At 58.3% G+C, this 11,757-nt stretch carries 17 protein-coding genes; 8 read left to right on the forward strand and 9 right to left on the reverse strand.

Annotation, left to right across the window (positions count from 1 at the left end):
• Positions 1–484, forward strand: a 484-nt coding sequence (locus tag ACNSN4_RS13560; protein WP_418286377.1) for a GmrSD restriction endonuclease domain-containing protein, incomplete at its 5' end; no start/stop codon positions are given.
• Positions 485–676: 192 nt separating this feature from the next.
• Here the strand turns inward: ACNSN4_RS13560 and ACNSN4_RS13565 are convergent.
• From ACNSN4_RS13565 to ACNSN4_RS13575, 3 genes are all read right to left on the reverse strand, one after another.
• Entirely contained in the window at positions 677–1,015 is a 339-nt protein-coding gene (locus ACNSN4_RS13565; protein WP_418286378.1) for a hypothetical protein, read from the reverse strand.
• Positions 1,005–1,253 carry a hypothetical protein gene (locus ACNSN4_RS13570; protein WP_418286379.1) on the reverse strand — a complete coding sequence of 83 codons (249 nt, stop codon included), beginning with the start codon at positions 1,251–1,253 and terminating at the stop codon, positions 1,005–1,007. Before ACNSN4_RS13570 ends, ACNSN4_RS13565 begins: the two co-directional genes overlap by 11 nt.
• Positions 1,254–1,510: 257 nt before the next feature.
• A complete protein-coding gene (locus ACNSN4_RS13575; protein ID WP_418286380.1) occupies positions 1,511–1,852 on the reverse strand; it encodes a hypothetical protein in 342 nt (113 codons plus the stop codon).
• A 695-nt stretch (positions 1,853–2,547) separates the two neighbouring features.
• Here ACNSN4_RS13575 and ACNSN4_RS13580 point away from each other — a divergent pair.
• The gene (locus tag ACNSN4_RS13580; protein ID WP_418286381.1) at positions 2,548–2,733 is read left to right on the forward strand and encodes a hypothetical protein; all 186 of its coding nucleotides are present in this window, start codon (positions 2,548–2,550) and stop codon (positions 2,731–2,733) included.
• Positions 2,734–3,044: 311 nt separating this feature from the next.
• Here the strand turns inward: ACNSN4_RS13580 and ACNSN4_RS13585 are convergent, their stop codons facing one another.
• The 4 genes from ACNSN4_RS13585 to infB all read right to left on the reverse strand — a co-directional run bounded on the left by ACNSN4_RS13585 (position 3,045) and on the right by infB (position 6,711).
• On the reverse strand, positions 3,045–3,443 hold the full coding sequence (locus ACNSN4_RS13585; RefSeq protein ID WP_418286383.1) for a hypothetical protein: 399 nt from the start codon (positions 3,441–3,443) through the stop codon (positions 3,045–3,047).
• Between the two features lie 35 nt (positions 3,444–3,478).
• Positions 3,479–4,426, reverse strand: a complete 948-nt coding sequence (locus ACNSN4_RS13590) for a tyrosine-type recombinase/integrase (RefSeq protein ID WP_418286384.1) — start codon at positions 4,424–4,426, stop codon at positions 3,479–3,481.
• Entirely contained in the window at positions 4,427–4,789 is a 363-nt protein-coding gene (locus tag ACNSN4_RS13595; protein WP_418286385.1) for a hypothetical protein, read from the reverse strand.
• A 128-nt stretch (positions 4,790–4,917) separates the two neighbouring features.
• On the reverse strand, positions 4,918–6,711 hold the full coding sequence (gene infB / locus ACNSN4_RS13600) for a translation initiation factor IF-2 (protein ID WP_418286386.1): 1,794 nt from the start codon (positions 6,709–6,711) through the stop codon (positions 4,918–4,920).
• Between the two features lie 129 nt (positions 6,712–6,840).
• Here infB and ACNSN4_RS13605 point away from each other — a divergent pair, with 129 nt between their 5' ends.
• Entirely contained in the window at positions 6,841–7,086 is a 246-nt protein-coding gene (locus tag ACNSN4_RS13605; RefSeq protein WP_418286387.1) for a PRC-barrel domain-containing protein, read from the forward strand.
• Positions 7,086–7,544 carry an NOB1 family endonuclease gene (locus tag ACNSN4_RS13610; RefSeq protein WP_418286388.1) on the forward strand — a complete coding sequence of 153 codons (459 nt, stop codon included), beginning with the start codon at positions 7,086–7,088 and terminating at the stop codon, positions 7,542–7,544. Before ACNSN4_RS13605 ends, ACNSN4_RS13610 begins: the two co-directional genes overlap by 1 nt.
• A gap of 63 nt (positions 7,545–7,607) precedes the next feature.
• Here the strand turns inward: ACNSN4_RS13610 and uppS are convergent, their stop codons facing one another.
• A complete protein-coding gene (gene uppS / locus ACNSN4_RS13615) occupies positions 7,608–8,633 on the reverse strand; it encodes a polyprenyl diphosphate synthase (protein WP_418286389.1) in 1,026 nt (341 codons plus the stop codon).
• A gap of 65 nt (positions 8,634–8,698) precedes the next feature.
• Between uppS and lwrS the strand changes: the two genes are divergently transcribed.
• The 4 genes from lwrS (at position 8,699) to ACNSN4_RS13635 (ending at position 10,807) form a co-directional block, all read left to right on the forward strand.
• On the forward strand, positions 8,699–9,103 hold the full coding sequence (gene lwrS / locus ACNSN4_RS13620; RefSeq protein WP_418286390.1) for an LWR-salt protein: 405 nt from the start codon (positions 8,699–8,701) through the stop codon (positions 9,101–9,103).
• Positions 9,104–9,186: 83 nt separating this feature from the next.
• Positions 9,187–9,840, forward strand: a complete 654-nt coding sequence (locus ACNSN4_RS13625; RefSeq protein WP_418286391.1) for an HAD family hydrolase — start codon at positions 9,187–9,189, stop codon at positions 9,838–9,840.
• A gap of 87 nt (positions 9,841–9,927) precedes the next feature.
• Complete coding sequence (locus ACNSN4_RS13630) at positions 9,928–10,287, forward strand: PadR family transcriptional regulator (protein WP_418286392.1); 360 nt, start codon at positions 9,928–9,930, stop codon at positions 10,285–10,287.
• 25 nt (positions 10,288–10,312) lie between these two features.
• Positions 10,313–10,807 (forward strand): CopG family ribbon-helix-helix protein, encoded by a 495-nt coding sequence (locus tag ACNSN4_RS13635; RefSeq protein WP_418286393.1) that lies wholly within the window; start codon positions 10,313–10,315, stop codon positions 10,805–10,807.
• Positions 10,808–10,814: 7 nt separating this feature from the next.
• On the opposite strand, the gene ACNSN4_RS13640 is transcribed toward ACNSN4_RS13635, so the two are convergent.
• Positions 10,815–11,753, reverse strand: coding sequence for a DUF2339 domain-containing protein (locus tag ACNSN4_RS13640; RefSeq protein ID WP_418286394.1), 939 nt, complete (start codon positions 11,751–11,753; stop codon positions 10,815–10,817).
• Between the last annotated feature and the right edge of the window lie 4 nt (positions 11,754–11,757).

Consider the following 11,757-nt stretch of genomic DNA (forward strand, 5'->3'; position numbering starts at 1 on the left):
AGAAGAAGAAGTTCGTGACCAGATTCGGACACTCAAAAGCACCAACAAGAGAGCGCTTGTGTTCCTTTCACTACTATACTACCCAGCCCCTGCTAATGAGCACGAGCAGTTTGAGATAGACCACATATTCCCGAGAAGTGAGCTCAAACGGGCAAATCTCGTCAACAACCACGGCTTCGACCTTGAGAAAGCTGAGCGGTTTGAAACGCTGCGGGATAACGTTCGTAACCTCCAGCTAGTAAGTCGAAATGCTAATCGAAAGAAGTCAGATATGCCGTTCGAAGAGTGGATTGAGAGTCGTAGCGAAGAGTACTTCGAGCGTCACCTGATTCCGAAAGACCCTGAACTATACTCAATTGAACGGTTTGACGACTTCATACAAGCCCGTGGAGAACTCATAGTTACACGGATTCGGAAAATGTCTGAAGACATCGAATCTATGCTAGGCGAAGAATTGGAGGTTATAGAAGGAACAGCTCAGTAGTACGTTTCATCTTTTTAGAGAGCCGGGTTTGCGTAAAATCCGACAATCACCAGTTAAAGTAGAACGCCCCAATCCTAACAGACTGCATGAACTCTTCTAACTCTTCGAAATTACTAACATATGTAAATCCGTTCTCTTCAGCAAGACCTCGCATATTAGTACACACTCGTTCAGGTAACATCTCATCTTTCCTCATCGAGAATCACCAGTGTTGAACTCGTATCCCTCATACTCGCAGTACAAAGCGTACTCATCCTCTAAATCAGCAATATCGTACGCACCCGGGTACGCCATATCGACCGCAACGATAGCATCCATCTCCCCGTCCCCGTCACAATCAATAAGCACCATTGTAGTCGGCTCCACAACCATGGATGGGCCACGATGCTCAGGCTCCAGACCGACATCGACATACCCAATCAACAGCGTCGATACAACCACCACCAACAACGTAACGCAAGCACCGAAACCAGCAGCCGCCCACAACATAGACTCGACCTCTTGACGATTGTACGTCTGCTCAGCACTCATCAGAATCACCCTTCACAACCGTAATCGTCCTCCGCTCTACCTCTCCATCTACACACTTGGTGCAATAACCAAACGCTTGATGGTGCTCCCGACTATAACGAGATTCGCAGTTCTGGCACTCGTAAACAACTAACTTTTTTGTATAATGCTTAAGCTTCGGTGAGTCAACTCCTTCTTCCTCGATAATCTGGTCTACAATCTCAACATTCGTCTGCTCATCACTATCTGGTTTTACCATACAAAATAATACTCAGAGAAACTGCAAAGGTCTACCCCGACCCCCCACTACTTCCAACTCTTCCACCGACCTACAACGACCGTAGGCAAACCATACTCAAGATAACACTGAACAGACAACCACCTGATGTCTAATACAAAAAAGAAGGAACGTCACTGCCTAAACTGCGATGAAATCACGAACCAATCACCCAACATGGAAACCGAAAGTACAAAAATCAAATCTTGGCACTGTGAAGAGTGTGGAGGCAGAAACCCCTAATCATCGAGAAGTTCTTCCTTCAAATCCTTCTTTTTCCCAGTTGGTGTTTTTGTCTCTTTCTTGACCCCGAGATAGATAATCCCTATAGGGAATAGCAGAATAACTCCAAAGAATGCTGTTGCGATTAGTGCGTTTGTGATGGATAGAGTTCCAGCGATAGCAACGAGCCAAATAATGAGTATGAGACCACCGAGAAGTATCGAGGCTCCGACTGAGAGACCGATGAGAATCGAACTTATCCACCCCTGACTAGCTGGCTCGTATCCACACTCTGGACAGCGGTCTGCTTCGATTGAGATTTCAGACGCACATTTCTCACACGTCCCAATTTCAGTCATATATTCGAATCAGTTCAACAGCCTAATAAATCAATTCGTGTTCGGCTCCGTTCCGCTCTCAAACGGCTAAGACCTACGCCCGGCCTCCCCACTACTCTCATCTCGAAATTCAGCCAATGAAACACTCCAACCACACTCACCACAAGTGACCATGTCAGTCGTTACGTCCCTCCACAAGTCACGACTATAGCACTCACCACAACTATCCTCGACCGACTCGTACTTCCCGGTATTTCGTCGAGCCATACAATTTCATCATACCAACCGTCATTAAACCTCCGTCTACTGAACCCCCAAAACCCCCTCCTCACAAGCTGAGAAACCCATTGGTAGACAAAAATACTTATACCAGAAGTTCAGCAAAACTCACCCCCACTACTTCCACACCCTCTCGAAAACCAAACGCCCGAGCACCAAAGCACTCTGCCAGTGTTTATATCGGTATGGTTAGACGGACAAATAAGTCAGATGGTGATAACGAGTATCGACACTATGCAGATAACTGGTATAAGTGCAAAACGTGCGGGGTAAAGTGCAGTTTGAGAGAAATCAGAGAGGGCATCCACAAGCTCCGGTGCAACGGTGATTCTCGATGACTGAATTGGATGAATTAACTGAACGGATTTCAGTCGCATTCGGATTCAAATTTGAAGACCAGCTGGCAGAGGTAGTTGGGGACGACAAGGGTGATTCTGATGAGTGACGACGAGACCGAGCTAATCCAGAAACTAGCTGGTGTTGAATCCAAAATATACGGCTACCAAATCCTCCTCGATGGCGAAAAAAACGAACACACAAAAGACGCAATCGAAGACGCCATAGATTTGATGCGAGAACACCGAAAACGATTAGAACAAGCCCTAGACGACTATCACTACTAATTTTCTTTCTCGTTTGTGTGAACTAAGATACCTCTTTTATATATTCATATCACATCTGTATAAGTACAGATGACCTTACGAGATGAGGCGTGGAATGCAGCCCTCGACCAACTCGCACGCACCGGGAAGTTCAAACTAGCCGACCTTCCGTTCAAGGAATCGGAGAGGCACACCGTCCGTAGGTGCCTCCGAGAAGCTGAGGGGTATGGATGGGTCACAAGGGACTCTGAGCATAGCTCTATTTGGAGAGCAGGGCCTAAAGCAGAGCTGATGATGAATATATCTGAGGAAAAACTAGAGTGGGCAAAGGATTAGGGTTCAACATAGCCCCAGTCAATTAATTTTCCACCGACACCCTTGCCCACATGGATTTTAGACCCTTGTGTAGGGTTGATATTCAAATACTCACCATCAATCGTTGCTACTGCGTCTGTGATGGCGATAACACGGTCTCCACGCCGTCTATCCCAGTACTTGACGAGGTCTAAGAGCTCATCCCAAACGTCATCCGGGCACGATGAGTCAAAGGCTGAGAGTGATTGTTCGTCGCCGTCACCATCTGTGTACGGGATTTTTATGAGCATGTAGTTCTGTCCACTCGTGACGAATGCATCATCAGGAAAAATTACTAATGTAGTACGTTCTCCCACGAGCTCCCGGGTAGTGATTTCGTTCGCCGTTTTGTGTGTCCATAGCTTCTCTTCTGTCATGCTAAAACGTACGTACTGGGACTGCTAAGGTGTGTTTATGGTTGATATTTATCGTATTCGTCTTTCAGGTCTTGCGTGCTGAAATTTTGATAATAATCATAAGTCACGGAAATATCAGTATGCCTCATTAACTTACTAATCTGCGTCAATGGCATACCTGCCTTTGCTCGCCACACTCCATAGGAGTGACGTAGGGCGTGGGGTGTGATAGTAGCCCAGTACCGCCCCTGTGCATCCTCTCGGTACGATTGGATGCCCGCCCTATCCGCTGCATCTCGCACAATCTCTGTCGTCTCACCTGTGCGTATAGATGGGATTTTATGACCGGTGACGAGATAATCAGACCCACCACAGCCAGCAGCCCAACCAGCTCTATCCCCGTTCACCCATTTTTTAGCTACCATTCTATATTCGTCCGAGAAGAACCCGGGTAATTGGATATACTCTTCCCGTTTTGCGGTACGTATCTGAACGACTCCAGACGACCAATCAAATGCATCTAATTTTAACCAAGAGAGCTCTTGTCGACGCAGACCGAGTTCGGCGAGAGTAGCGATAATAATACGCTCCCGCATCCCGTCAGCAGCCTCTAATAATAACTGATACTCGGGCTTGGTTACATACGTGACTCCCTCCGCCGATTCTTTAACTTTTTCCGGAGTTGGTTTCAGCCAATCATAATGCTCTTTTTTGACCAGCTTATCCATCGGGCTCTCTCCGTACTCATTACGGTCAATCCAGTTATACACCGATTTCAATTCTAGCAAATTTTGAGCAATTGAACTATGCGCATGTCCCCTCTCATCCCTTAGCCAAACTAACCAATCAATTACGTCTTGATGGTCGACGTTGTCGAGGTCTAAACCAGTGCTCTCAGCAAACGTTATCCAGTATTTGAGCACGTTTTTACGGTTATAATACGTGTTATTCGTAAACGCTGGCAAACGGTCAGACTCGTATGCTAGCAATCCCTCAGTCGACATTTACCAATCTCCTCCGGGGAGGTCTGACGCAACCGTAAACATATCGTCCGAGTCAGCCTTGTAGACGGGTTCAAAGTAACTGTCTAGCAGTGAAGATAACCCATCTACCAAATCTTCTTGGTCAAGTTGACCGGCTCTGACTTTGTGTGTCTGCCTTTCTAATTCTTGGATTTGTGATTCCAACTCCGAAAAGTCTGAGATGAGCTGTTCCTCGACACCCATTTCAACGTCTTCTTCTCGTACGTACGAAGCAACGGATAGACGCACGAGTGTAGAGAGTGAAGCTAGTCCGGAATGGTCGTCTACGTATTCTGTCCACTCCTTTTTGGTCGATTCGGGTACTCGTACTTCGATTCGGGCCATACCGTACTGTTGCCGGGTTGCTTGATATACTTTCCTAGTTTTTTACTGTATTGTAAGACAACTACGCCCTAAACTTGAGAAACATACAAGATTATCTTGTAATTCGTACAAAAACTGTACAATTCTTCCTACTTCCCCCAGAATGGGTCCCGCTTCCGCTTGGTCTCGAGGTACGCCGCGAGCGCCTCGCGCTCGTCCGCCGGAATGTCCTCTTTTAATTCCTGTTCGAGGATCTTCGCGTGCTTCTCGGGGATCTCGGTCCAGAGCGTGTCGCCCTCCTCGATGTCGCGCCCGACGGTCGGCCCGTCGATAGCGATGCTCACGCGCTCACCGGCCCGCGCCTCGTCGACGTCGTCGCCCTGCTTTTGAATCCCGGAGAGCTGACCGACGCGCTCGAACTCGTTGCCCTCGAAGAATCCGACGTTGCGGTTGTTCTGGACCGTTCCCGAGATTACCTCGACGCCGACGACGGCGGGGTTGTTCTGTCGGAAGGTGTGGTCGGGGAGGATACGGAACCGCGACGGGCGGACGACCTTGTCCAGCACCGTCTCCTGTTGTGCGCGCTGCTTCTCCTCGACGTACGTCTCGTAGTCCTCAATGAGCTGGTAGATGACGTCGTTCGTGAACAGCTTCACGTCGGCGGTCTCCAGTTCCGTCTCCGCGTTCGACAGGAGATCGACGTTGAACCCCAAAATCGCCTTGTGCTCGTCCTGGTTCGCGGTCTCGGCGACGGCGATGTCCCGCGGGGCGATGTCGCCGACCTCCGCGCGAAGGATGGGGACCTCGGCCTCGCGGAGCGCGTTCGCCATCGCCTCTAACGACCCGAGCGTGTCCGCCTTGACGACGACGCCGTTCTCGGCGGTGTCGACCTCTATCTCGGCGAGTTCGGCTTTCACTTCCTCGACGACCTCTTCCAGAGGACGGTCTCGGACGACGCGGACCGGCGCGCCGGCCATCGCGTCGTCGAGGTCCGGCGCGGCGATCTTCACTCCGGACGCGGCGCCGACCTCTGCGACCTTCTCGAACTGCTTCTCCGTGCGGATCTCCGCGAGGGGCCGCGGCTGGAGCAACGCACGGATCTCCGTGACGATGGGCTCGTTCTGTCCCCCGACGACGATCTGGTCGCCGTTGCGGACGACGCCGTCGTACACGACCGTGTCGATGGTGGCTCCGAAGCCCCGCTCGTCTTTCACTTCGAGCACGGTCCCCTCGCCCGCTCCCTGCACGTCGATGGCCATCTCCTCTTTCATGAACCGCTGGGAGAGTCCCATGAGGACGGTGAGCAGGTCGGGGACGCCCTCGCCCGTGATCGCCGAGAGCGGGACGACCCCGATGTTCTTCTGGAAGTCTTGGACGCGCCAATAGAGGTCGGCCGAGAAGCCGGCGTCGGACAGCTGGCCGATGATCTCGTAGAGATTCTCGTTGAGCATCGACTCGGCGCGCTCCGACTGCGCCTCCAGGCTCCGCTGGATCGGTTGGCCCTCCTGCGGGTTCCATCCCGGCGTCGTATCCACCTTGTTGGCGGCGACGACGAAGGGAGTACCGGTCCGGCGGAGAATGTCTATCGCCTCCTCGGTCTGCGGTTGGAACCCGTCGTTGACGTCGACGACGAGCACCGCGATGTCTGCGAGCGCGCCCCCGCGAGCACGCAGCGTCGAGAAGGAGTGATGGCCGGGCGTGTCGATGAACAGGAGCCCGGGCAGATCGAAGTCGGAGGGGTCGATGAGCTCGCCCGCCATTTCGGAGATCGTGGCGAGCGGGATGTCCGTCGCTCCGATGTGTTGGGTGATTGCGCCGGCTTCGCCTTCGCTGACGGCGGAGCCGCGGATTTTGTCGAGTAGGCTCGTCTTGCCGTGGTCGACGTGGCCCAGCACGGCGACGATCGGCGTCCGAAGGGTGTCCGCGTTTGTGTGGTCGGTCATCAGTGATCGCCCCGAGAAAGTCGGTTATCACATATTCTGCTGGGCCGTCAGTTAAGCCTTTCAGAACGTGTCCGTCGCCCGTCGGACATCCCCGTGGCGTTTAAGACCGTTGCGCGGGACGATGCGCACATGGTAGACATCCTCGCGGAGAACCTCTCCGGGAAGGCGGTGATGAGCGCTGACGGCACGGAGCTCGGCGATCTGTACAACATCACGATGGACCTCAAATCGGGGGAGCTGAACGACCTGCTCGTCAGTCCACACGAGCACCTCAGCCCGGAGCGCTCGGGCTTCGACGTCGACGAAATGGGCCGACTCAAGGTGCCGGTCGGCAACGTGCAGGCGGTGAAAGACTACATCGTCGTCGCCCGCTGATGGAAGTTCTGGACACCTCGGCGTTCATTCACGAGTACACCACCGACAGCGACGTGGTCTCGGTGCCCGAAGTGCACGAGGAGCTCACCGGACAGGGAGCGCTCCGGTTCGACGCGATGGAGGGGTCCGGGATGACGATTCACGTCCCGGCTCCGGAGGTGATCGACAACGTGCGACGCGCCGCGCGCGGCTCCGGAGACGCCGACGAGCTGTCCGACACCGACACGCGCCTGATCGCGACCGCACTCGAGCTGAGCGCGACGCTCGTCACCGACGACTACGCCATGCAGAACGTTGCAGAACGACTCGAGATCGCCGTCGAACCGATCGCACGAGACGGGATCACCGAAGAGCGCGAGTGGCGCTTCCAGTGTGTCGGCTGCGGTCGGACCTTCGATGAGAACAAGGACCGGTGCCCCATTTGCGGGAGCGATCTGTCGCGGAAGAACCCGGCGTAGCGGGGAGTAGGAAGCGTTCTGCGGCCGCACCGATTCGAGAGCTGTGACCGTTTTCGACGCCGCTCAGTCGGCTGGTTCCGTCGAATCGACTGTCTCCGCCGACTCAACGGCCTCCGCCGACTCAACGGCCTCCGCCGAACTGACTCCCGCCGTCGGGTCGTCGTCGCTATCGTCGCTGTCATCTCCCGGTAGAGCGCCGTCGAGCACGTCGCCATCGAGCCGCGGAACCCGTTCCCGAAGCCGCCGAGCAACGGTCTGCGCCTCCGCCAGCTCTACCTCCGCGACCGCCCGGACGAGGGCGACGGCCCGTTCGACGCGAGCTCGCTGCCACGACTCCTCGCGCGCCTGCCACGTCCGGATAGCTCGCAGGAACTCGACCTCCGAGAACTCCGGCCAGTACGGCGCACAGAAGTACACCGCCGCCTCGTTTCCGTTCGCGTGCCACGGGAGGAAGTTCGAGGTCCGCTCGTCGCCGCCGGTCCGAACGATGAGATCCACGTCGCGGATCGGTCGGTCGTAGAGACGCCTCTCGACCGTCTCGACGTCGACTGCGTCCGAGTCGAGATCGCCCGCCGCCACGTCCCTCGCGATGCCGCGTGCGGCGTCGAGCAGCTCCGTTCGCCCGCCGTACGCGAGCGCGATATTGAGGACGAATCGCTCGTTGTCGGCGGTGCGGCGCTCCGCGTACGCGACCGCGTCCCGAACGCGCGAGGGGAGTCGATCGACGTCGCCGATCGCCCGGACGCGGACGCCCTGCTCGTGGACGCGGTCGGCGTCGGCAAACTCGCGAAGTTTGGCTTCGAGGAGGTCGAACAGCGGCTCCAGCTCCTCGTCGGGCCGCTCGAAGTTCTCGGTCGAGAAGGCGTACAGCGTCAGCTCCGAGACGCCGAGGTCGGCACACCAGTCGAGCACGCGCTCGGTCGTGTCGGCGCCGGCGCGGTGTCCTTCGGGGGCGTCGTCCCCTTGTTTGCGGGCGTATCGTCGGTTTCCGTCCTGAATGACGGCGACGTGGGCCGGGACGTCCTCGATCTCGCGGCGGAGGTGTCTCCGATAGGCGCGCTCCACGAGTCCACGGAGCCGACGTAACATATGTGTCTAGCGACACGACCGAGCGCTATGTACTTTTATGCTCCGACGGGTCGAGGGGGACGACGATGGACGCCGCATACGTCTTCCGCGTCGCGTTCCGTCTGACCCCCGACGCCGCGACGGTCGATCCGGACCGATTTGAGACGACGATGGAGATTCCCGCCGGCGATCCGAGCAGTCCGGACGGCTCGGACGGTCCGACTAGCTCGGGCGATCCGGGATGGCTGTTCTTCCGCGACCGGCTCTGGCGCGGAGAGATCGGCGACGAGCCGTCGTTTCGACGGTTCGCGGGCGAGCGGCTCGGGGTCGAGGTCGCCGCCGCCGACTTCCGGGAACTCCGCACGGACGAGGCGTACTTAACGGCGCTGAGAGGCGCGATAGCCGCCGATCTCGGTCGATTCAACGCCGACTCGGTCGACGAGGTCCTCCACAAGTACCTCGGCTCGTCGGTTCACGTGCGCGACGAGTGAGCGATCGCTTTGCTCGACCTCAGCACACACTCGTCGCCCGACCCCACAACGCACTTATCAATCGACCGCCTACGGTCGGCTCCATGGCCGTCGCCGACTACGACTTCCACCTGTTCGACCTCGACGGGACGCTCGTCGACGCCGACTGGTCGTACACCCGCGAGGTGTTCGACCGCGTCGGCGACCGGCTCGGCCGTCGATTCAGCGACCGCGAGGCGTACGTGCTCTGGCACGGGCTCGGCGGCGCACGCGGCCACACCCTCCGCGACATCGGTATCGACCCGGCGACCTTCTGGCCGGCCTTCCACGACGTCGAGGACCCGGTCGCTCGCGCGGAGGCGACGTACCTCCACGACGACGCCGCGCGCCTGCTCGACCGCGTCGACGAGGTCGGCGGTCCGACCGGTCTCGTCACGCATTGCCAGCAGTTCCTCGCGGACCCCGTGCTCGATCGAGTCGATCTCGACGACCGGTTCGACGCCGTCGTCTGCTGTACCGACGAGACGGGGTGGAAGCCCGATCCGGACCCGATCGAGTTGGCGATGGCGGAACTGGGCGTCGACCCCCGCAGCCAGCGCGGGTACTACGTTGGCGACGGCGAGAGCGACGTTGGCGCCGCGTGGAACGCGGGCGTCGACGCGATTCACGTCGAGCGCGTCGGCCACGCGGACCGCGGCCGGTGCGTGCTCGGTGACCGTCGACTGCGCCGTCTCGACGAACTGCTCGGTCCGACCTGAGTATCAGGGGCTGAGGGGGCACTGCGGTCCCGGCGATCCTCCGCTTGCGACCGAAACCGTCCTCACGCTCCGTATGAATCATAACGCATGGCGAAGTGGCTCCACAGCGGACGCCGGCGCGACATCTGCACGCTCCTGTACGACGCCGGTGAGCTGCGGGCGCAGTCGCTGAAGAATCGGATCGAATCGCACTACGACGAACGGATCGATCCGAGATCGTTTTACGCGACGCTGAACTCACTCGTCGAGTCCGGGCACCTCGATCGACGGACCGAGGGGCTCGCGGACGTGTACGCGCTCACGGACGCTGGCGAGCGAGGAGTCCGCGACCACTACGAGTGGCTCACCGAGCAGCTCGAAGAGAGAGCGGCTCGGATCGACGGAACAGAGCGCGAAACGCGAGACGACGGTGGTTCCAGCCACGCACAGACGAACCTCAAGGATTAACAATATCGGTGCCGTAGGTTATTACATGACGGTAGTGAGCGTCTCGATGCCGGAGGAGTTACTGGAGCGACTGGACGGATTCGCCGACGAGCACGGCTACACCGGCCGCAGCGAGGTCGTCCGTGAAGCCTCCCGGAACCTTCTCGGCGAGTTCGAGGACGCGAAACTGGAGGACAGAGACCTGATGGCGGTGGTGACGGTGCTGTTCGATTACGAGACCACGAGCGTCGAAGAGCGCATGATGCGGCTGCGTCACGAACACGAGGGGCTCGTCGCCTCCAACTTCCACAGCCACGTCGGCTCTCGGTACTGCATGGAGCTGTTCGTGCTGGAGGGGAAACTCGAGGACATCTCGACGTTCGTGGGGAAGATCCGCGCGACGAAAGACACGTTGACGGTCGATTACAGCGTGACGCCTGTCGACGAGTTCGGTGCCGGGGCGCTTGCTGCAGCCGGTGACGTCGACGCGAACGAGGATACGGGGCACGGTCACGGGCACGGACACGACCACGGCGACTAGCGCGGAGTCACCGATCACCGAGGACAGCAGTGAACGGCACCACGACGCCGACGACGTAACCGGCGAGGTGCGCGAACACGTTGCTGCCGAACGGGACGAGCACCAGCGACCCGATCACGCCCGCGACGGCGACGCTCGCCCCGGTGACGTACAGCAACTCGCGTTCGGGCCCGACGTCGAGGCCGACGACCCGCGGTCGGCCGGTCGCCACGTACAGTCCGCCGGCGGCGACGACCGCGGCCACGGCGAACAGCGAGCCGACGGCCGGCAGCGGGGGAAAGTACCCGACCCCGCTCGGCGCGAGGTACGCGACGGCGAGCGTCGCGAACGCGACGACCATCGACCAACGGGCGTCCACGCCGGAGAGCTGCGGCGGCGGTCCGTCCGTTTCGCGCACGGGGCGCTCCGATTCCGTCGCCAGCGCGGCGAACCAGACGACCACGAGATATCCTAAAAAGGCGCTGTTCAAGTCGGAAAAGCCGGCCGTCGGCGCGTCGGTCACTCCGCCGAGCGCGACGATCGTCGCCCACGCGGAGACGAGCGGGACGACGGCGAGGTACGTCAGGCTCGCGTACAGGAGTCGACGACGCCATTCCGCCACGACGGAGAGCGGATAGGCGACCGCGAGCAGCAGCCAGTAGTTGACGACGTTGTCGAGGAGGTGCGTCGCGTTCGCGTGCACGAAGCTCGACGCGAACGCCGTCCACAGCGTCCGGCGGCTCTCGAAGACGCCCTCGGCGGCCAGTGAGAGCCGCCACGCGGCAGATTCCGGGTAGAGGCTGACGGCGACGAGGAGCACCGGAATCGGCAGCGCGACTAAGGCGAGCTCGACGGGCGGCCGCGACCGAATCGCGACGGCGAGGCTCGCAGCGAGCCCGCGGACGGTCGGCGGCTCTCGCGGTGAGGCGTCCGACGTCCCGCCTTCTCCGCTGTCCTCGGCGGCCATCGGC

The organism is Halorubrum marinum, assembly GCF_048381195.1.
Lineage (GTDB): Archaea > Halobacteriota > Halobacteria > Halobacteriales > Haloferacaceae > Halorubrum.